Source organism: Pseudonocardia broussonetiae, assembly GCF_013155125.1.
GTDB lineage: Bacteria > Actinomycetota > Actinomycetes > Mycobacteriales > Pseudonocardiaceae > Pseudonocardia > Pseudonocardia broussonetiae.
This window is the reverse complement of record NZ_CP053564.1, coordinates 4159513-4179796: the sequence shown is the minus strand read 5'-3', so window position 1 is coordinate 4179796 and position 20284 is coordinate 4159513. Positions and strand designations below refer to the sequence as shown.

General features: G+C 72.3%; 21 protein-coding genes. 13 read left to right on the top strand and 8 right to left on the bottom strand.

All coding sequences use genetic code 11. The annotated features are described in order from the left end of the window. Positions 1 to 44 precede the first annotated feature (44 nt). The 8 genes from HOP40_RS20670 to HOP40_RS20635 all read left to right on the top strand — a co-directional run bounded on the left by HOP40_RS20670 (position 45) and on the right by HOP40_RS20635 (position 7760). Positions 45 to 305: a hypothetical protein gene (locus tag HOP40_RS20670; RefSeq protein ID WP_172161059.1), complete on the top strand. Its 261-nt coding sequence runs from the start codon at positions 45 to 47 to the stop codon at positions 303 to 305. Further along, the gene (locus tag HOP40_RS20665; RefSeq protein WP_205346849.1) at positions 302 to 1450 is read left to right on the top strand and encodes a nitroreductase/quinone reductase family protein; all 1149 of its coding nucleotides are present in this window, start codon (positions 302 to 304) and stop codon (positions 1448 to 1450) included. Before HOP40_RS20670 ends, HOP40_RS20665 begins: the two co-directional genes overlap by 4 nt. 30 nt (positions 1451 to 1480) lie before the next feature. Next, complete coding sequence (locus HOP40_RS20660) at positions 1481 to 2113, top strand: hypothetical protein (protein ID WP_172161057.1); 633 nt, start codon at positions 1481 to 1483, stop codon at positions 2111 to 2113. A gap of 104 nt (positions 2114 to 2217) precedes the next feature. After that, positions 2218 to 3216, top strand: coding sequence for a hypothetical protein (locus HOP40_RS20655; protein WP_172161055.1), 999 nt, complete (start codon positions 2218 to 2220; stop codon positions 3214 to 3216). Between the two features lie 304 nt (positions 3217 to 3520). Further along, on the top strand, positions 3521 to 4222 hold the full coding sequence (locus tag HOP40_RS20650; protein WP_172161053.1) for a metal-dependent transcriptional regulator: 702 nt from the start codon (positions 3521 to 3523) through the stop codon (positions 4220 to 4222). 143 nt (positions 4223 to 4365) lie between these two features. Next, positions 4366 to 5274: a multicopper oxidase domain-containing protein gene (locus tag HOP40_RS20645; RefSeq protein ID WP_205346848.1), complete on the top strand. Its 909-nt coding sequence runs from the start codon at positions 4366 to 4368 to the stop codon at positions 5272 to 5274. Further along, positions 5271 to 6545 carry a ZIP family metal transporter gene (locus tag HOP40_RS20640; RefSeq protein WP_205346847.1) on the top strand — a complete coding sequence of 425 codons (1275 nt, stop codon included), beginning with the start codon at positions 5271 to 5273 and terminating at the stop codon, positions 6543 to 6545. The genes HOP40_RS20645 and HOP40_RS20640 overlap by 4 nt, the downstream gene beginning before the upstream one ends. Positions 6546 to 6737: 192 nt before the next feature. Continuing rightward, positions 6738 to 7760 carry a VldE C-terminal domain-containing protein gene (locus HOP40_RS20635; RefSeq protein WP_172161040.1) on the top strand — a complete coding sequence of 341 codons (1023 nt, stop codon included), beginning with the start codon at positions 6738 to 6740 and terminating at the stop codon, positions 7758 to 7760. Positions 7761 to 7803: 43 nt separating this feature from the next. Here the strand turns inward: HOP40_RS20635 and HOP40_RS20630 are convergent, their stop codons facing one another. From HOP40_RS20630 to HOP40_RS20605, 6 genes are read right to left on the bottom strand one after another with little or no spacing between them, the layout of a single operon-like run. Continuing rightward, positions 7804 to 9108 carry a hypothetical protein gene (locus tag HOP40_RS20630; RefSeq protein ID WP_172161038.1) on the bottom strand — a complete coding sequence of 435 codons (1305 nt, stop codon included), beginning with the start codon at positions 9106 to 9108 and terminating at the stop codon, positions 7804 to 7806. Further along, entirely contained in the window at positions 9108 to 9521 is a 414-nt protein-coding gene (locus tag HOP40_RS20625) for a cupredoxin domain-containing protein (protein ID WP_172161036.1), read from the bottom strand. Before HOP40_RS20625 ends, HOP40_RS20630 begins: the two co-directional genes overlap by 1 nt. Next, positions 9518 to 10495: a hypothetical protein gene (locus HOP40_RS20620; protein ID WP_172161034.1), complete on the bottom strand. Its 978-nt coding sequence runs from the start codon at positions 10493 to 10495 to the stop codon at positions 9518 to 9520. Before HOP40_RS20620 ends, HOP40_RS20625 begins: the two co-directional genes overlap by 4 nt. Then, positions 10492 to 10800, bottom strand: a complete 309-nt coding sequence (locus HOP40_RS20615; protein ID WP_172161032.1) for an ArsR/SmtB family transcription factor — start codon at positions 10798 to 10800, stop codon at positions 10492 to 10494. The genes HOP40_RS20620 and HOP40_RS20615 overlap by 4 nt, the downstream gene beginning before the upstream one ends. A gap of 38 nt (positions 10801 to 10838) precedes the next feature. After that, positions 10839 to 11582, bottom strand: coding sequence for a CbtA family protein (locus HOP40_RS20610; protein ID WP_172161030.1), 744 nt, complete (start codon positions 11580 to 11582; stop codon positions 10839 to 10841). A 17-nt stretch (positions 11583 to 11599) separates the two neighbouring features. Beyond that, complete coding sequence (locus HOP40_RS20605; RefSeq protein ID WP_172161028.1) at positions 11600 to 11809, bottom strand: CbtB domain-containing protein; 210 nt, start codon at positions 11807 to 11809, stop codon at positions 11600 to 11602. A 130-nt stretch (positions 11810 to 11939) separates the two neighbouring features. Between HOP40_RS20605 and HOP40_RS20600 the strand changes: the two genes are divergently transcribed. The 3 genes from HOP40_RS20600 (at position 11940) to HOP40_RS20590 (ending at position 16049) form a co-directional block, all read left to right on the top strand. Then, entirely contained in the window at positions 11940 to 12518 is a 579-nt protein-coding gene (locus tag HOP40_RS20600) for a histidine phosphatase family protein (protein WP_172161026.1), read from the top strand. 301 nt (positions 12519 to 12819) lie between these two features. Then, positions 12820 to 15078 carry a heavy metal translocating P-type ATPase gene (locus tag HOP40_RS20595; protein ID WP_172161024.1) on the top strand — a complete coding sequence of 753 codons (2259 nt, stop codon included), beginning with the start codon at positions 12820 to 12822 and terminating at the stop codon, positions 15076 to 15078. Then, on the top strand, positions 15078 to 16049 hold the full coding sequence (locus HOP40_RS20590) for a cytochrome c oxidase assembly protein (RefSeq protein WP_172161022.1): 972 nt from the start codon (positions 15078 to 15080) through the stop codon (positions 16047 to 16049). The genes HOP40_RS20595 and HOP40_RS20590 overlap by 1 nt, the downstream gene beginning before the upstream one ends. Positions 16050 to 16196: 147 nt before the next feature. On the opposite strand, the gene HOP40_RS20585 is transcribed toward HOP40_RS20590, so the two are convergent. Beyond that, positions 16197 to 16691, bottom strand: coding sequence for a hypothetical protein (locus tag HOP40_RS20585; protein WP_172161020.1), 495 nt, complete (start codon positions 16689 to 16691; stop codon positions 16197 to 16199). 389 nt (positions 16692 to 17080) lie between these two features. Here HOP40_RS20585 and HOP40_RS20580 point away from each other — a divergent pair, with 389 nt between their 5' ends. Further along, complete coding sequence (locus tag HOP40_RS20580; protein ID WP_172161018.1) at positions 17081 to 17989, top strand: cation diffusion facilitator family transporter; 909 nt, start codon at positions 17081 to 17083, stop codon at positions 17987 to 17989. 54 nt (positions 17990 to 18043) lie between these two features. Beyond that, positions 18044 to 18319: a hypothetical protein gene (locus HOP40_RS20575; protein WP_172161016.1), complete on the top strand. Its 276-nt coding sequence runs from the start codon at positions 18044 to 18046 to the stop codon at positions 18317 to 18319. Here the strand turns inward: HOP40_RS20575 and HOP40_RS20570 are convergent, their stop codons facing one another. After that, entirely contained in the window at positions 18320 to 19771 is a 1452-nt protein-coding gene (locus tag HOP40_RS20570; RefSeq protein ID WP_172161014.1) for a cytochrome c oxidase assembly protein, read from the bottom strand. It abuts the gene before it with no gap. Between the last annotated feature and the right edge of the window lie 513 nt (positions 19772 to 20284).

Sequence of the window (20284 nt, the reverse complement as noted above, 5' to 3'; positions counted from 1 at the left end):
CGCCCATGACCTACGCCACTTTCACCCGCAGTCCAGGAACAACCATGCAACAGGTCCGGGCGTTCTCGGCCGCGCTGGGCGACGAACGCCCGGACGGCCTGCTCCACGCGGTAGTCGGCGAGGCCGATGGCGCTGTGCTGGCCGTCGAGATCTGGGCCACGCAGGCCGACGCCGATCGCTTCGTCGCCGAGCGGCTGCACCCCGCGTTCCTGGAGGTCGGTGTCGTGCCCGACGACCGCACGACCATCGTCGGTTTCGAGGCCGTCGACGTCTACCCCGCGCCTGCCCCGGCTGGATCGCGGTGAGCACCCGCGAGCGGGCCGCGGAGGCCGGGTCGGAGGCCAGGACCGAGGACATGGTGGTGATCCACCGCATCCTCCGGCGGGGCTTCCAGGAGCTGGCCGACCTGGTGCGGCACACCCCGGCCGGCGACACCCGCCACGCTGCGCTGGTCGCCGGGCACGCCGACTTCCACCTCAACGGCCTTCACCACCACCACACCGCCGAGGACGAGCACATCTGGCCGCGCCTACTGGAGCGCGCCACACCGAACGCCGAGCTGGTGGCCCGGATGCAGGCCCAGCACGACGGCGTCGCCGCGCTCACCACGGAGGTCCGCACGCTGCTCGTGCCGTGGCGCGAGGCCCCGGCGGCGAACGAGGCACTCGCCGCGGCGATCGACGGACTCGGCGTCGCGCTCGGCGAGCACCTCGACGAGGAGGAGTCTCAGATCCTCCCGATCATCCGGGCGCACATCACCCCGGCTGAGTGGCAAGAGGTCGGTGAGCGCGCGTTCGCGGGGTTCACCGACGACGAGAAGCTCATCGCGACGGGCCAGTTGGAGGAGACCGCCACCCCCGCCGAGACGGCCATGATGATGGGCGACCTCCCCCTGCCGATCCGGCTGTACTGGCGGGTCGTCGGACGGCGCCGCTACACCCGCCACATGCAGCAGGTCCGCAGGAACCTGCCGCGGGCGGCGAACCCCCGCTCCCGGGCACGAGGCGGAGTGTCGAGCCGCGTCCTACCCGCCGTGCTCCGCCGGGCCAACGCCGCCGCCGTCGGGCTCTACCGCCGGACCGACGGCCGGGTCGGCGGCACCGCCAAGGGCCTGCCCGCCCTGCTCCTCACCGTGCCCGGGCGGCGGACCGGGGTGCCGCACACCGTCGTGGTCGCCTACTTCCCGCACCGCGGCGGCTACCTCGTCGCCGCCTCGTCGGGCGGGGCCGAGGCCGAGCCGCAGTGGATCCGCAACCTCGCCGCGACGTCCACCGCGCAGGTCCAGATCCGGGGCACCGTCACCGATGTCGCCGTGCGCGTGCCCGACCGGGCTGAGCGCGACGCGCTGTGGTCGGACGTGGTGCTGGCGACGGCCCCGTTCTTCGCCGACTACGAGCGCAGGTCCGGCCGCGTGATCAAGGTTGCCGTCCTGACGCCCGCGTCGCGGTAACCGGTCGCCGCCCGAAACGAAGGAGGAGCCATGGACCCGAGCCGAACGACCCGACCCACCGCGACCGGCCCGACCCACATCGCCCGACCCGGCGGCGGGCCGCTCGGAGCGGCGCCGCTGCTGCTGATCGGTGCGGTCTGCGGGCTCGCCTGGGCCGCCGGTCTGCGGGCGGTCATGGCCGAGATCGCCGGCCCGGCGTCGACGTTCGACTGGGTGGGGACGTTCGAGGGGATCCTGCTACCCGGAGTGGTCACCGGTGTGCTGCTCGGCTGGGCCGAACACCTCCGCCGCACGGGCGGCCGCCGCGGGTGGCGCTGGCTGGCACTGGCCCCGCTCGCGTTCATCGCCGCCACCCCGGCCGTCCTGGTCTCGGTCTTCGCAGACGGCGGGATCGGCGGTGGCGCGATCGCGGTGCCGCTGTTCGGAATGGCCGGGGGCTACGCGCTATCCGGCCGCGGACGGCCCTGGGCGCGCGTCGTCGCCGGCGCCATCGCGCTCTCGCCGGTCCCGGTCTGGCTGATCCTCGCGTCGTTGATCGGCAGCGGCCTCGCCGTCGGCAACCCGCGTGGCGCGTGGGTGGCCGCCCTGTTCCTCTCGTCCCTCGCCGTGCTGAGCCTGGCCTGCGCCATCCCGCACCGGCCCGTCATCGCGGTGGAGGAGTGATGAACCCGAGACGGACCGCCCGATGGGCCACCGCGGCCAGACTCACCGGCCGCCGAGCGGGCGCGATGACTCGCGCGATTGCGGTCTTGCGTGGTGGTGGCCGGGTGGACGTGGCCGCCGCCGTGTGCGTCGCGGGTGGCGTCCTGGGGGCCGCACTCGCCGGCTACCTGGCGGGAGAGAGCGGGGCCGCCAGCGTCTACCCGCACCCCGTGCGGGGCTCCGCAGCCCTGCAGATCGTGCTCGCCCTCTGCCATGTTGGGCCGGTCCTCGGACTGCTGTCCCTCTGGTCGAGCGGCGTCGTGCCCAGGACACGCCGCGCCCGGCTGGCCCACCACGCTGCGGTGGCCGTGCTGGCCGCGCTCACCGTCGCCGAGGGCATAGCGATCTCGGTGCCGGTGTCGGCATTCGGCGCGACGCCCCGGGCCTTCGCCGTCGTCTACGCCGTCTACACCGTCCTGCTGGGGATCGCGTTGCTGGTGCTCGGTGTGGAGGTGGCGCGCCGCGGCACCTGGCCGGGCCTGCGGCGGTGGCTGACCGCGGTCCTCGGCCTGTGGCTGCTGGTCGCGGTTCTCCCGGCACTCGCGTTCGCGCCCGCGCTGGCCGGCTGGGCGGTCGCGGCCTGGTTGCTGCTGTTCGCTGTGCTGGGGCTGACGCTGGTGCGGCGATCCCGGCGGCCCGAGGCAGAGCGCGCGGCGCTCCCCGCCCGCGCCTTCGCGGTGGTGACGTGGGTCTACGTCGCCGGGTTCGGGAGCGCGAGCGTCCCCGTCGCCGCGTCGCTCCTCGAGTCCGGGCAGCTGCCGTCCTTCTTCGGGGTCTTCCGCATGTACGCCGGTCCGTGGTCCATCGGGGCGTCGCCCTCCACCCTCGTCGTGCTCACCACCGTCTTCTTGGCCCTCACCCTCACCGCAGCGTGGGCGGCGTGGCTGGTGCGGCACGGGTCGCGCGCCGGCGCCGTCCTCGCCGTCGTCCTGCTTCCCGTCGAGGCGCTGTTCTGGTACGGGCTGTCCCTGCCGATCCCATGGCTGCTCGGCGTCGCCCGCCTCGTCCTGCTGGTCGCGGCGTGGCGGACCGTGGGCGCCAGGTCAGCAGCGCTCAGAAGCTGAACGTCGTTGATCACTTCCGACCCCGCCCGCACGGCCCCGAACACCGTCACGGCGTATTTCGATGCCCCGCGTGACCGACGCCGACTTCCTGTTCGTGTCGTCCGGCCCTGGACACCCCCGACGACCCGCGCTTCGAGCAATTCCTTCGAGCGCTGACCGACAACCCGAACACCGCTCCTCTGCCGACGCAGGCGGCTGCGCACCGGTCTTCTGACGGGCTCACTACGGGTCCTGCTTGATATGGCTCGTCCGATAATGAGACACGACTAACTGTTGATGGTCACAGCGTCTATCCTTTCGGTTCATGCGCGCTGTCGCGGCACGTCACCAGAGTCATCAGTGCTGTTCACGACCCCACACCGAGGCCGTCGAAGACTTCCTCAAGGCGGTCTTCGACCTCACCACCAGCCGGGGTTCGGCGACCACCAGCTCCCTCGCCGAACTGCTGGGCGTAGCGCCGCCGTCGGTGTCGGCCATGCTCAACCGGCTGGCCGTCGATGATCTCGTCGTGCGGCCCGCAGCCCACCGGGTCGAGCTGACCGACCACGGGAGGCGGCATGCGGTGACGGTGATCCGCCGTCAACGGCTGGTCGAGGAGTTCCTCGTCAGGGTGCTCGGTGTCCCGTGGGAGGACGTGCATGCAGAGGCCGACATCCTGGAGCACGCCGTGAGCGAGCGGCTCCTTGAGCGCATCGACGCTTTTCTCGGACATCCGACGCACGACCCGCACGGCGATCCGATCCCGACGCGCCACGGCCACCACGACGATGGCAGGCCACCCGCGCTGAGCCAGGCCCACCCGGGGTCGCACGTCGTGGTCAGCCGGGTGTCCGCCCGCGACAGCACCGCCCTGCGCTATCTGGGAGAGCTCGGCATCCGGCCGGGTGTCGCGCTCGAGGTACTGGAGCAGGCCCCTTTCGGAGGGCCGCTGTGGGTCCGACTCGACGGGCGACGCATCCCACTGGGCCCGCAGCTGGCCGATCTCGTCTTCGGAGGAACCCCATGACGTCTCGACGGCGATTCCTGGCCGGTGCGGGCGGGGTCGCGCTCGCCGCGCTTCCCCTCCGTGCATCCGCCGACACTCCCCCGGACCACCACAGCCCGCCTGAGCCGGGCGGCGGAGCAGGCTCCGGTGGTGGCCACTCCGCGATGGGGGGCGCGAACGGCGCGACGTTCCGCGGCGGTGCCGGTGTCGACCACGCGGCCAACGGCTTCGACCCCCGCACTCTGCTGCGCGAGTTCGACTACGGCACGGTCTCCACCGAGAACGGCCGCACCGTGCGCGACTGGACAATCCGCGCCGAGGACCGCGACATCGAGGTCGCGCCCGGCGTGGTGTTCCCCGCGTGGACGTTCAACGGCTCCATCCCCGGCCCCACCCTGCGCGCCACTGCCGGCGACCTGATGCGTGTGCGCTTCGTCAACGACTCCGAGCACCCCCACACGATGCACTTCCACGGCATCCACCCCGCCGAGATGGACGGCGTCCCGATGGTCGGGCGCGGCATCATCTCCCCGGGCGAGGAGTTCACCTACACCTTCGACGCCGAGCCGTTCGGACTGCACCTCTACCACTGCCACGTCGGGCCGCTGGCCGAGCACATCGCGCGCGGCATGTACGGCACGTTCATCGTCGACCCGCCCGGCGGCCGTCCCCCCGCCGACGAGATGATCATGGTGCAGCACGGCTACAACACGACGTTCGACGGCGAGGGCAACCAGCTCTACGCCGTGAACGGCATCCCGTTCGTCTACATGAACGACCCGATCCAGGTCCGCCGCGGCGAGCTGGTCCGGATCTACCTGGTGAACATCCTGGAGTACGACCCGATCAACAGCTTCCACCTGCACGGCAACTTCTTCGACTACTACCCCACCGGCACCCGCCTGGAACCCAGCGAGTTCACCGACACCGTCATCCAGGCCCAGGGCCAGCGCGGGATCTGCGAGATCCGGTTCCCCTACCCGGGGAAGTTCATGTTCCACGCCCACAAGTCCGAGTTCGCCGACCTCGGCTGGATGGGCTTCTTCGACGTCGTGGACGGAGCCGAGTCATGAGCACCACCGAGGAGAGCCGCGACGCCGAGCGCCCGATGGACCCGGACGCCCGGGCTGACGCCGAGGGGCCGACGCCGGCCGAGACCCGCACCGGCAAGTCCGGGCGGGTCCCGCTGTGGGTCCTGGTCGTCGGCCTGGTCGCCGTCCTGGTCGCGGCCCTGGGCGGTCTGGCCGCCTACGGCGGGCAGACCCTGCCGGAACGGTTGGGCCCCCCGGTCGAGGAGCTGGCCGTCGAGCGCACGGTCATCGCACCGGGCTCGATCGAACTGGTGCTGCGCAACACCGGCCCGGACCCCGTCGCCGTCGCGCAGGTCTTCGTCAACGACTCCTACGTGGACTTCACCGGCGCGGATGAACCGATCGGCCGGCTGGCGGCCGACACCCTCGTGCTGAACTACCCGTGGCAGGACGGGCAGCCCTACACCGTCTCGATGCTGACCTCCACCGGGCTCGTGATCGAGCACGTCGTCGACGCCGCCGTCGCCACCCCGGAACCCGGGTTCGAGTTCCTCGGCCTGATGGCGCTGGTCGGCACGTACGTCGGCGTGCTGCCCGTGCTGCTGGGGATGCTGGTGCTGCCCATCCTGCGCCGCACCAGCGGACGCGTGGTCCGGGTTCTGCTGGCACTGACCGTCGGTCTGCTCGCCTACCTGGCCCTCGACGCCCTGCTCGAGGGCCTCGAGCTGGCCGCACTGTCCGGAGGCGCGTTCGGCGGCCCGGTCCTCGTGTTCCTCGGTGCTGGGCTGGCCTTCCTCGCCCTGACCACCGTCGACAAGGTGCTCGCGGGCCGCCGGCCCGACGAGCGCGACACCGGTTCGGCCGGGATGCGACTGGCGGTGATGATCGCCATCGGGATCGGCCTGCACAACCTCGGCGAGGGCCTCGTGATCGGGTCGGCGTACGCGGTCGGCGAGCTCGCGCTGGGCGCCGCCCTGATCGTGGGCTTCGCCGCGCACAACACCACCGAAGGACTGGCCATCGTCGCCCCGCTGACGACACGCCGCCCGTCGCTGTGGTCCCTGGTCGGGCTTGGCCTCATCGCCGGTGCGCCCGCCATCCTCGGCGCCGTCATCGGCGCATCGGTGGACAACGCAGGCCTCTCGGCACTGCTGTTCGGCGTCGGCGTCGGGGCGATCGTGCAGGTGATCATCCAGATCGTGCCCGGGCTGCGCGACCGCACCAGCGGCCGCCTGCTCGACCCGGCCATGCTCGGCGGGCTCGGCGCTGGCGTGGTGATCATGTATCTGACCGGTCTCCTGGTCGCCGCCTGATAGTGAGAGGCAACGTCCGGACGACCCGGACTTTCGCAAACCGGTCATCGTGGGGCACCCTCGAACGGTGAGCAGCGGGGTCACCACCGGAGACACCAGGTCGGCCCGCATGTCGTGAACGGATATGAGCACGCCGCCGTTGCGGTACGACGACTCGGCGTCCGCCTTGCGGCAGTAGCCGCTCTACTTGCCTTGGTCGCAGCCCTCGGCGGGGTCGCCTTCGTCGCGGCCTCCGCGCTGATGAGCAGCGCTGCGCGCCAGGGGGCGTGCACTCCTTCCGGCGCAGCGGTGCCGATCAAGCCAGCAGGCGACGCCGGGGTCAGCGGCGAGCAGCTCTCCAACGCCGCTGCCATCGTGGCCACGGGTCGCGAGCTCGGTGTACCCGACCGCGGCCTCTGGGTCGCCCTGGGTACCGCACTGCAGGAGTCGGGCCTGCGCAACCTCGACTACGGCGACCGCGACTCCCTCGGCCTGTTCCAGCAGCGTCCGTCGCAAGGCTGGGGCAGCCCCGCGCAGGTGCGGGACCCGCGCTACGCGGCCACCCAGTTCTTCGAGAGGTTGCTCGCGGTCCCCGGCTGGACGGAGATGCCGCTGTGGCAGGCGGCTCAGACCGTCCAGCGCTCCGCGTTCCCCCTGGCCTACGCGAAGTGGGAACAGACGGCCGCGGACATCCTCGCGGCGGCCGGCTCCGACGCCACCGTCCTCGCTGCATCCGCGAGCACCGCCTGCGCCCCCGGCAGCGCCGGATCGGTGCAGGCCCTGGAAGGCGCCGGCGCGGGCTGCACGGCCGAGGACCCGACGAGTACCCGCGGATGCGTGACACCCACGACCGCCTACGCCCTGGCCCAGGCCGAGGTGGCTTTCGGCGGGCTGAGGTCCGGACCGGTGATCCGATCGGCCGGCTGCTTCGCCGGCCGACCGGGAAACCCGACGAGTGACCACCCGCGCGGCAAGGGATGTGACCTGTTCCCCGGGGAGGGTGGACGCTTCGCCCGGGGCGCCGAGATCGACAACGGATGGCGGGCGGCCGAGTGGTTCCGCCTCAACGCCGACGCACTAGGTGTCGCCTACCTCATCTGGCAGGGCCGCATCTGGACTCCCGGCACGGCGGATCAGGGAGGATGGGGTCGCGCCTACACCGGTGGCGGGGTGTACGACCCGGCGGACGCGACCGGCGGCCACTACGATCACATCCACGTCAGCTTCCGCTCATAACGTGCATAATTCGTGTGGGACGACAACTGAACGGCTGGTCGGCCTACGGCGCGAACACCAGGCCCACCGCCCCACAGGTCAGGGCCACCATCGCGGCGAGCAACGGGTACTGCACGCGGGTGGCGATCGGCGCCGGGAACATCCGCAGCGAGCGGTCGTGTGCGCTCACCGTGGCCACGAGGTGCCCGATCACGATCGCGCCGAGCTGGACGAGCGCGATGGTCGTCGTGCCGACCACCGCGTAGTCCACGGTGCGGTTCGCGGTGCCGAACAGGTCGGTGCCGTTCCCCAGTGGATCGCTGGCCAGGATGATCGTCAGCTGGCCGTCGAACAACAGCAGCGAGAAGTAGTGGGCGATCGCGTAGCCGGCGGCGATCGGGATGAGGGTGGGGGCGTAACCGGCCGGGAGCGGGGCCCGGCCGGTGCCGGGCCCTGGGTCTGGCCGGCGGGTTGCGGCGAGGTAGAGCACGGCGACCGCCGCCGTGGCGATCACCAGACCTGCGGTGCGCCACGCCGGCCCGTCGGGCACGGCAGCGGCCCAGAACGAGGTCCGGGACAGCCCGTCGAACGCGGTGGATCCGACGAGCACGACCACGACCGCCACCAGCCCGGGTACGGCGGGCACCGAGCCCAGCCCGTCGATCGGGTTGCGCAACACGAGCCGCCCGTCGGCGCGACGGCCCAGCGGGGCGAGGGATCCCAGCAGCGTCGAGTACACCTCGAAACCGTCGCCGCGGTCGAACCAGGAGCGGCCGAACACCAGCGCGGCGACGACGTGGACGGCGGAGTATCCGAGGACGAAGGCGGCGACCAACCGAGGATTCGCCGGGTCCGGATGGGCGAGCTCCAGCCAGACGAAGACCCCCAGCGACGCCGCTGCGGGCCAGATCCCGATGCCGTCGGGGAGCCGGCGCAGACCTTTGTCGGGGTCGATGCGTGCCACGCGGGCCACGAGCACGTGCAGGAGGCGCAGCGGGTTGAGCAGCCGCCACACCGGCCCCAGCAGCAGGGATGCGGGGACCAGCCCGACCCAGAACGTCACGTACAGCGCCCACGGCGCCACGTTGTCGCTCGGGTCGTCCGGACCGAACAGTCCGATGACGACGACCGCGGTGGCGGCGAGCAGGCCGGCGACCCGCAGGGCCAGGCGCGGCAGCGAGCTGTCGAGCACCGCCGCGATCGGGCCGGGGAGTGGACGGCCCGCCGTGGTGCCGTCGGGCCGGGCGGTGCGCCACCGGAGTGCGAGTACGGCGAAGGAGATCACCACCGCGAGGCCGGCGCCGACTGCGGCGAGCTCGGCTGGGACCGGCAGGTCGCTGCGCGTGCCCACACCGTGGGCCAGCAGCATCAGCTCACCTCGAGCCGGGCGAGCGGCTCTCCCGACTCCTCGAGCTCGATCTCGAACACCCCGGGGATGTCTGCGGTGAACGACAGGGTGGCCGAACCTCCCGCCGTGACGGGCCCGGACAGGTCGTAGCCGTGTAGGTGCACCTCGTCCGCGACGTCGCTGGTGACGGTCAGCTCCACGGCCTCGCCGAGTGCAACGGCGATCCTGTCCGCGGCCCGGTCGGAGCGGCCGTCGGCGAAGGTCAGCGCGAGGACCGTGGCGGTCGGAACGGCGGTGATCGCAGCGCGGGAGTCGGCAGCCGGTCCGCTGCTGGTCGGGGCGCTGGCCGGGGGGGCCGCCGGCGCGCCGCAGCCCGCCGTCAGGACGAGTGCCCCGGCGAGGGCCGCAGCGACGATCTGCGAGGTCCGGCTCACCGCAGGCCCCCGGACCGCTCGGTGACGTCGGCGGTCGCGTCGTCTCCGCCTGGCGGCGGATCGTCGTCGCCCAGCGGGAGATCCGGGGTGAGGGCGCGGAGCACCGCGAACCCGGTGAGGAACAGGCCGAGCCCGGCGCCGAAGGTCAGCACCGTGGTGAGGCGATCGAGGTCGGCGCTCCACCCGAAGGGCAGCAAGGCGTTGGAGAAGCCTGCGGTGCCGAACGCGGTGACCATCGCGAGGACGGCGCCTGCCAGCCCGCACAGCAGCAGCCCGAATCGGCGCCCAATCACGGTCAGGACCACGCCCACCGCCCCGGCGAGCCATGCCGCGAGCCCGGGTCCGGCGCCGCTGACGACGACGAGGAGGTAGTACTGGTCATCCGGGACCAGCGCCGCGCCGAGGACGTGGACCACGTGCCCACCGACGACGAGCACGGTGATCGCCGCAGTCGCGAGGGCGGCCCACCTGCGGGTCAGGCCCATGGTCCCCATCGTTCCGGCGACGACGGCGGCGACGGCGGTGGCCAGCCACCACAGCCCCGCGGGCGGGGCCGGGGGGAAGACCTGCTCGCCGTGCACGGAGACCTCGCGGTCGCCGACGAGCAACGGGACCGACCAGGCCCGGACGCCCTCGGCCGGGATCGGGTGCATCGCGGCGTCGATCCGCGAGTCGGCCCAGCGGGCGGTCGTTGCGGGGGGGACGATCGGCTCCACCGCGCGGGTGGGCCCGGCCGGCACGACCTGCACGGTCTCGCCGGTGTCGTTGACGATGCGCAGCCGCGCGCCCATCTCGATGACCGCGACGGCGAGGCCGGGCACCGGTGGATCCACGGAGAGGATCCGGGCGATGCTCGGAGATGCCTCGAGCGCGCCCCCGTGAGCGGCGGCGGTGCCGGAGGTCAGGGGGAACAGGACGGCGGTGAGCAGCAGGGCCGCGCCGGCCCGGGCGGCGCAAGGCAGGAACGATCTCAACGCGGGGCATCCTCGTGGTCGGGTCCGGCGGCGTCCACCACGCGGTCGAGCAGGTCGGTCACCGGGTGCGGGGCCGACCGGTACAGGACGGTGTGCCCGTCACGCTCGGTGCGCACCATCTCGTGCGCGCGCAGCAGTCGGAGCGAATGGGACACCGTGGTGGCCTTGAGACCGCTCGCGGTGGCGAGATCGGAGACCGAGATCGGACCGGCGCGGGATATCAGGACGAGCAGCATGAGCCGGCTGGGATCGCCGAGCACGGCGAACCAGGCGGCCCAGCCGACGACCTGTCGCGGATGGCTCACCCGGCGCACTCCTCGTTCCGCGGGGGACGAGCCCTGTCCTATCCGGCAGAGGTGCCGACGGTGTTGCCGGAGCGCCGCCGCGACCGGCCGTCGATCAGCGCACCGAACACGAGCCCGACCACGGTCCACAGCACGAGCTGACCACCGATCGACGCCACCCGGAAGTCGTAGAGCACGGCCGCCGGGAAGCCGGCCGGGGTCTCGGCGACCGTCGGCAGGAGGAACCCGACGACCCCCACCGCGACGAGATAGGCAGCGGCCGCCACCAGGGTGGCGTTCCACGAACCCGTCCGCACGGCGAGACTACGGCCCAGCATGACCGCACCGACGGCGAGCAGCACCGACAGGATGATCAGCACCATGAAGGGTCCGGTGCGCTGCCCGACCGTGGTGTCGAGCGTCGACGCCGGCGGGTTGGCCGGGTACTTGAGGAACGGGACGAGGGCGACGGAGACGAACCCGATCCCCGCGATCACCGCCGAGGTCGCCCGCGCGCTGAGCCGTCCGACCCGCCCGACCATTGAGGCGTACACCAGCGACAGGATCCCGCCGACCACCACGCCGTAGATCAGTGCGGCGGTGGCCAGCCCGAGGGTGCTCTGGATCCCGCGGCTGACGAGCGGCTCCTCGGTGGACACCTCACCCGCCGCGGCGGCGACCTGGTCCTCGTAGCCGATGGCCGCCTCGACGGCAGGTTCCCCGAACAGGTAGGCGAACACGAAGTAGGCCAGACCGGCGACGAGCCCGGCGATCATGCCCCGGATCAGCAGGGTCCTCACCATGACGGGTGTCCCGGCCCTCAGTGGCAGGGGAAGCCGAGGAGGTGGCGCCCGTCGTGCACGAACTCGTGCAGCATGCTGCCGGAGATCAGCGAGGTTGCGCCCTGGTCCATGCCCACCAGATACAGCAGGGACAGCAGGATGACCCCGGCGAACACCGCCCACGGGAGGAGCTCGTTCAGGGGGATGGTCACTGGGGTGGACGCGGGGAGTGCCGCCGCCTGAGCCATGATCGGATCTCCTTATCGGGGAGGCTGCCGTCCACGCACTTCAGGACGGACCTTCACTCACCTGAACAGATATTCAGATGACAAGTGTCGGGTGCGGGCCGGATCGGTGTCAAGGGCTTCGGAGGGGTTGATGAGCAGCAGGATCACGCTGGTGTCCCATTCGTCGACCTCGGCCACCAACTCGGCCGCGTTCGCCTCGGACGAGCCGCTCGACGCCCGCGGGGCGGGCTGGGTCGAACAGGCCCGTGGGCGGCTGCCCCGGGCGGTCCGGGTCCTGACTTCACCCGCGCCTGCGTGCCGTCAGACCGCCGACGGGCTGGGACTCTCCGCCGTGATCGAACCGGCACTGGCCGACTGGGATCCCGGCCGGTGGCGTGGCCGGACGCTGGACGAGGTCGCTGCTGCGGAGCCGCACGCCGTGACGGCCTGGCTGTCCGAGCCCGACTCGTCACCGCACGGCGGCGAGTCGCACCTGCTGCTGCTGGCCCGCGTGGCCGACTGGCTCGACACGGTTCCCGACGACGTTCACACGGTGGCGGTAACCCACTCGGCTGTCGTCCGGTGTGCAGTGCTTTCCGCGCTCGACGCACCGCTCTCGGCGTTCTGGCGCATCGACGTCGCCCCCCTGACTGCCACCCAGCTTCGGGGAACGCCCGGTCGGTGGACACTGCGCTCCACCGCCGTTCCACTGGTCACGCGGAATGACTAGACGATGCGGGCCGGCACCGGCGCTGTTGCTCGAGCCACCGTGATGGTCAGTGGCCCGCGCTCGCGCCGGTCGTGTCCCGCCGAGCCCGCCGCACAGCCCCTTCGCCAGCCGAATTCATCCCCGTCGACGCCCGCTGCCAGCCCGCCTACAACAACCCGCCGGCCATCCTGTTCCGTCTCCGCCGTCTCAGCGATGAGGGCCCCGCACGACCCATCCGCGGATACTTCTACAGTTTGTAGATGCTGCTGGCGTGGCACAGTCGACCTGCCCGGCCGACGGCGTATGAGAAGGGCGACCCGAGATGACCTCCCCGGTGACCACCGAGCAGGATCGGCTGGTCGAGCTGTCCGTGTCCGGTATGACGTGCGCGGCCTGCGCCGCCCGGGTCGAGCGCAAGCTCAACCGGCTCACCGGTGTGTCCGCCAGCGTCAACTACGCCACGGGGCGGGCCACGGTGTCCACACATCCGGACGTCGCCGACGAGATGCTGGTCGAGACCGTGGTGCGCAGCGGCTTCGGGGCGGAGCTGCTCCCGCGCGACGGCCACCGTGAACCCGACTCCGACGACGCCGGCCGCGCCCGGACGTTGTGGCGACGGCTGCTGGTCTCGGTGGTGCTGTTCGTCCCGATCGCCGACCTGTCGATCACCCTCACCGTCCTGCCGGAATGGCGCTTCCCCGGCTGGCAGTGGGTGCTGCTCGCGCTCGCGCTGCCGGTGATCGGCTGGGCGGCATGGCCGTTCCACCGGGCCGCGGTGGCGAACGCCCGGCACGGCATCGCGACGATGGACACCCTGGTCTCGCTCGGGGTGCTGGCGGCGACCGCCTGGTCGCTCTACGTGATGTTCGGCCCGCCCGGACCGCCGTCGGATGCCACCGGGCTCGATCTGCTGCTGCGCGGCGAGGACGCGATCTACCTGGAGGTCGCTGCCGGTCTGGTGACGTTCGTGCTGGCCGGGCGCTACTTCGAGGCCAAGGCCCAGCGCTCGGCCGGAACCGCGTTGCGCGAGCTCGCCGCGTTGCGGTCCGCCGACGTCGTCCTGGTAGAACCGGACGGGTCGCAGCGCCCGGTGCCGATCGGTGAGCTGCGGGTCGGGCAGCGGTTCCTGGTCCGGCCGGGCGCGTCGGTGGCCACCGACGGGCGGGTGGTGTCCGGGCAGGCCGCACTCGACACTGCCGCGATGACCGGTGAGTCGGTACCGGTTGAGGTGGGGCCGGCCGACCCGGTGGTCGGCGGTACGACCGTGCGACACGGCTCGCTCGTCGTCGAGGCCACCGGGGTGGGTCGCGACACCCAGCTCGGCGCGATGATCCGGCTGGTCGAGCAGGCACAGACCGGTGAGGCGTCGGTGCAGCGGCTCGCTGACCGAATCTGCGGGTGGTTCGTACCGGCCGTCGTCGCGCTGTCGGTGCTGACCTTCGCCGGGTGGATGCTGCTCGACGGCTCGGTCGAGCGCGCGTTCGCCGCCGCGCTCGCCGTGCTGGTAATCGCCTGCCCGTGTGCGCTCGGACTCGCCACCCCGACCGCGCTGATGGTGGCATCGGGTCGCGGGGCCCGCCTGGGCATCTTCGTCAAGGGCTACCAGGCGCTGGAGGCCACCCGCTCGATCGACACCGTCGTGCTCGACAAGACCGGCACGGTGACCAGCGGACGGATGTCGCTGGCCGAGCTGACCTGTACCGACGGCTTCACCCGTGACGAGGTGTTGCGTGCGGCCGGGTCGCTGGAGCAGGACTCGGAGCACCCGGTGGCCGCTGCAATCGTGGCGGCGGCGCTGACCGAGCTCGGTTCGCTGCCCCGCCCGACCGGGTTCACCAGTGAGCCGGGGCTCGGTGCCGCGGGCGTGGTGGACGGCCACCGGGTGCGCGCCGGGCGGGCTCGGCTGTTCGCGGACCTGGGCATCGAAGTGCCCGCGCGGCTCGACGCGCAGCGCGGCGAGTGGGAGGGGCGGGGCCGGACCACCGTCCTGATCGCCGTCGACGACGCGGTGGTCGGCCTGCTGGGCCTGGCCGATCTCGTGAAACCCTCCGCCCGCGCGGCCGTCGGGCAGTTGCACCGCCTCGGCCTGGCGACCGTGCTGCTGACCGGCGACAACACCGCGACCGCGACGGCCGTGGGCCACGAGATCGGCGTGGGTTCCGTCGTCGCCGAGGTGCTGCCCGCCGACAAGGCCGAGCAGGTCCGGCGGCTGCAGGCGGGCGGTGCCTGCGTAGCGGTCGTCGGGGACGGGGTCAACGACGCGGCCGCGCTCGCCGTCGCCGACCTGGGCATGGCCGTCGGCGCGGGCACCGACATCGCGATCGACGCCGCCGACCTCATCCTGGTGCGCGACGACCTGCGGGTGGTACCCGACGCGATCCGCTTGTCCCGGGCCACGCTCCGTACCATCCGCGGCAACCTGTTCTGGGCGTTCGGCTACAACGTGGCGGCGATCCCGCTGGCCGCGCTGGGCCTGCTCAACCCGCTCGTGGCGGGCGCCGCGATGGCGGTGTCGTCGCTGTTCGTGGTGTCCAACAGCCTGCGCCTGCGCCGGTTCTCCCCCGACCTCGAGGATCGCTGATGCTCCCCCCGCCGACCGCGGTGCTGGCCTGGATGCCGGATGCGGATCAGCCGCCGCTCACCGTCAGCCGGATGCTGACCGCCTGGACGTTCGACCCCGTGATGGTCATCCCGGTGCTGGTCGCGGCCGGGCTCTACCTGTGGGGCGTGCGGATGCTGCGCCGCCGCGGCGACACCTGGCCCCCCTCACGGACCGCGTACTGGTTCTTCGGGCTCGTGCTGGTCTTCGTCGCCACCTCGTCGGCGCTGGGCGTCTACGACCGGACCCTGTTCGTCGTCCCCGCCATCCAGCACATGCTGCTGCAGATGATCGCGCCGGTGGGTCTGGCGATGGGCGCTCCGATCACCCTGGCGATGCGCACGTTCCCCGTCGAATGGCGCCGCGTCGTGCTGGCCGTGGTGCACAGCGGACCCGTGCGGTTCATCGGGCGCCCCGGCGTCGCGTTCGCCCTGTTCGCGATCACCCAGTTCGCCTTCTACTACACACCCCTCTACGAGGCGTCGCTGCGCAACGTGTGGCTGCACGACTTCTCACACGTGCACTTCGTGCTCGTCGGGTTCCTGTTCTACTGGGCGCTGCTGGGCGTCGACCCGGTGCCGCACCGGCCGCCGTTCTTCTTCAAGTTCATGCTGGTACTGGCGCTGGCTCCGATGCACATCCTGCTCGGCATCCCGATCATGCTGATGAACGAGGTGCTGGCCGAGGGCTACTACCTCGAGGTGGCGCGCACCTGGGGCCCGACCCTGATCGACGACCAGGAAGTCGGCGGCGGGGTCCTGTGGGGGTTCGGTGACGTGGCCGCGGCGGCACTGATCAGTGCGTTCGTCGTGCAGTGGTACCGCTCCGACGAGCGCGACGCCCGGCGCACCGACCGCGCCCTGGACCGGCAGTACGGCAGCGGCCCGACCATGCCGCCGTGGTGGCTGGAGCCCGAACAGGCCGAACGCCCGCCCCCGCCCCGGGAGGCGTAGTCAGCCACCACGGCTGCGGCGCAGCGTCGAGAGCATGTCCGGGTAGGCCGCCGCATCGTCGTCGCCGGGGTCAGAGCGGACACCCGCCAGCTGGTCGTCGGCATGTCCTTCCAGCACCACGGTTCCACCCGTGCGGGCCCTTCGCCGTCAGTGGCTGTGTCCAGGCTCATCGACGTCGAGCACCAGCCACGGGGTCGGCAGGAGCCGCCATCGACCAGCGACGGAAACCAGCGCGTCGAGGTCGATCCCCAGCGACTGCCCGGGCTCGTGGAACGTGATGCGGTGCACAGTGAGGCCCGGCTGCAGGCGCGGCGCCACGTCGCGGTAGCCCGCGGGGAAGGTCGGCGCCGCACCGGTGCCTGCGGCCAGCTCCTCCGTCGTGACCTGGCTGAGCCGGTACGCGCTGTGCCGGTCGGTCGGGCCGAGGACGCGCGGACTACGCCAGTAGCCGTCGTAGTGGCGGATCGCGGCGACGACGGTGTCGCCGGTGAAGACCTTGCCGTAGTCGGTGAGCTCTGCCTGCAGCTTGGCGAGCAGCGGCGCGAGGTCGTGCCGCACGCGCAAGAACTCATCGGCGAGCTGGGCGAGCCCGCCCGCGGCGTCCCCGCTGCCCTCCTGGTCCCCACCTCCGCAACCGGCCACGGCGACACCGCATGCGAGCGCGAGCAGTCGCAGCAGGTGACGCCGACCGAGCCGCCGGTCGGCGCCACGGGCCGGGGCTACAGCGCGGGCCAAGGGGCCTCCGTGGGCAGGGCAGAGCCGCGATCGTCGTCAACCCCGACCCGACCGCACAAGCGCCGCCCGGGTGACTACCGGTGTGCGGGACGCGACCAGGGCATCTGCCGAGGATTGGGCCGATCCTCGTCACGACCGACTCGCCGACGGCCATGCTGCGCCACCCGCGACCGCGAGGCCAGGGCCCGCAGGGGACGGTGACGAGGGTCAGCAGCTCCTCAACGCCTGGACATGAGCGAAGCCGAGGTGCTATACATGCATCAATGCGCATGTATTGATGAGAGAGGGACACGGACATGGGTCAGGGACACGGCCACGGCCACTCCGGGCAACAGGACCGCCGCAAGCTCGCCACGGCACTCGGAATCACACTCGTCACCGCGGTGCTCGGGGCCGTCGGGGCCGCGCTGACGGGCTCGCTCGCCCTGCTCGCCGACCTCGGACACCTACTCACCGACGCCGGCGCGCTGGCCGCGGCGTTCGTCGCCTCCATCGTGGCCGCGCGGCCCCGCAGCGGGCGCCGCACCTACGGATGGGGTCGGGTGGAGGTGCTCGTCGCCGGCCTCAACGCGATCGCGCTCGTCGCCGTCGTGGCATGGGTCGCCGTCGAGGGCGTACGGCGCCTGTTCGAGCCGGCCGAAGTTCCCGGCCTGCCGCTGCTCGTGATCGGCGCGCTCGGCCTTGTCGGCAACCTTCTGGCGCTGTGGGTGCTTTCCGGCGGGGACGGCCAGAACATGAACGTCCGCGGAGCCGCGCTGCACGTGCTGGGCGACGCGCTCGGCTCCGTCGGAGTCCTGGCGGCCGCGGTCGTCCTGCTCACGACCCGCTGGCCATATGCCGACACCGTCGCGTCGCTGTTCATCGTCGCGCTGATCCTCCCGCGCGCGCTCGGACTGCTACGTGAGGTGGGTCACGTGCTGCTCGAGGGCGCCCCGCGTGACGTCGACGTCGCAACAGTCGAGGACGCGCTGCGCGCGATTCCCGGGGTCGCTGCCGTGCACGACCTCCACGTGTGGACGATCAACGACCGCTCCCCTGCCGCATCGGCACACCTGGTCGTCACGGGGACCCCGGACGCCGGATGCGGCGAGGACTCAGTGCTCGACGCAGCGTCCGCACTGCTGCGGGATCGATTCGGCGTGGCGCACAGCACGCTGCAGGTCGAACGGGACACCCACGGCGACCACGAGGACCCCTGCACGTAGCCCGACCGCACATCACGTGCCGCCGCGTGGCGTCATAGCGGACCCGGTCGGCTGGTGGACGCCGCCCTGGTCACCGTCGGCGTCAACGGACTCCAGATCGTGCAGACGGCTACAGATCTGGCCGTTCTGGAACCGCCACGCCTTCTTCCCGGTCAGATCGGCGCAGGCCGTCGCCGATGCCGTGCAGGGCGTGCCCGGCGCGACCGGCGCGGCCTGCGGCGCGGCGGCAATTGCGCACCGACGGCGCCCTACGGCAGCGGCCCGACCATGCCGCCGTCGTGGCTCGAGCCCGAACAGGCCGACCGCCAGACCCCGCCCCGCGAGACGTAGTCAGCCGCGACGGCTGCGGCGCAGCGTCGAGAGCATGTCGCGGTAGGCCGCCGCATCGTCGTCGCCGGGGTCGGAGCGGAAACCCGCCAGCTGGTCGTAGCGGTACCACTGGACCAGCAGTACGACCTGGGTCGTGATCAGCAGCAGCTCGCCGAGCACCAGCGACAGCACCCCGGCGAGCTGCTGGTCGGCGACCAGGTCGACCGACCACGGCAGGCCGAGCGTGCGGTAGTACTCCCCCGCGACCGCCTCGGTCCGAGTGATCAACAACACCGCGAAGATCACGTGGAACGGCATGACGGCGAACACGACGCCGAGCCGCCCCAAGTGCGGGAGCCGCCGGGGCGCCGCGTCGGCCCCGGCCACCACCCAGCAGAACTGGTACCCGATCACCAGGATGACCACGTTGAGCGCCGTCCGCGACCAGTGCTCGCCGATCACCGTCTCGAACAGGCCAGTGAGGTAGAGCAGGTAGTAGGAGCCGCCGAACGCTACGGCGGCGAGGCCGGGGTGGGCGAGCAACCGGGCGACCGGGGAGTCGATGAGGGCCAGCAGCCACTCGTGCGGCCCGGCCGGTTCTCCGTCCCGGGCCGGGACGAACGCGCGCAGCGCCAACGTGACCGGTGCGCCGAGCACCAGGGCCAGCGGCGCGATCATGTTCAGGGCCATGTGCGCCAGCATGTGCATGCTGAATACCGTCGGCGCGTAGGCACCCACACCCGACGAGGTGGCCAGGAACACCACCGCGCACCCGGTCACCCAGGACGCGCTCCGGGCCGGCGACCAGGTTCGCCCGGCGCGGCGCAACCGGCGCACGCCGGCGAGGTAGAGCACCGCCGCCACCACCGCCGCGGTGCCCAGCAGCAGGTCCGGCCGCCACGTGGCCAAGACGTTCAGCAGCTCCGGCGCGCCCGGGAGCCGGTAGCCGATGGATGCCTCCACCGGGTCGAGCGCGGTGCGGGCCGGGGGGCTACCGACGAGTCCGGTCACCGCGGCGACAGCCACGACCAGCACACCGGTCTCGACGCCCGACACGAGCGCCCCGGCCCGGAACCCCGATGCGACGACGCCCAGCGCGGCCACCGCGGCGAGGTCCACCAGCACCAGCCATCCGAGGGCCGTGCCGAACGGCCGTGTGAGCGGGACGAGGACCAGTGCCGCCACTGCCCCGGAGAACATGAGCACCGCCCAGCACGCCACGGAGAACCGGCGGTACCGCTGCGTCACCGTCCCGTGCGTCGTGAGCCGGACCCCGAGCCACATCGACGCGGCGACGACGTGCAGCAGCAGCGCATTCGTGGCGAGGTCGAGGTCGGGACCGCCCACTGCCCGGCTCGCGACCACGGGCGGCGCGAGCCCGGCCAGGGCCAGGAGCAGCAGCCCGGCGACCGGTCGCCACCGCGTCGTCCACGCGCAGCCCAGCGCCACGACCACCGCCAGAACGGCGACCACGATCCCTGGCGTAGCGGACATATGCTCGCCCACGACATCCAGCGGAACGAGCGACACCGCGGCGACGGCCCACACCCATGCGAACCACCAACCGCCCGCGACCGATCGCGGCGCGGACGACCGACCGGCCGCCGATGTGCGGAAGAAGGCACCGACGACGAGCACACCGACCGCACCGGCCGCGGCGACGGCTGCGACGAACCGCAGCAGCGCCGACGGCACCCCCACACCGGTGGCCACCGCCCCGAGCACGACGACGCCGAGCGCGAGTGTCGCCAGCCCGGCGGCGGCGAACCGCCCACCACGCCGATGCGGGGCTGGGTCGGGGGACGCTAGATCGGGGGCCATTGCAACCGCGCAGAGACCGAGAGCATCCGGCTCGTGATCAGCGTCCAGCCACCCGTCATCATCAGCACCGACACCGTGCACCCAGCACCGTGAACGATGTGCCGCACCGCGCACACGGGGAGCTGAACGACAGCGCCCCGGCCACCGGCGCCGGCGAAACCAGCG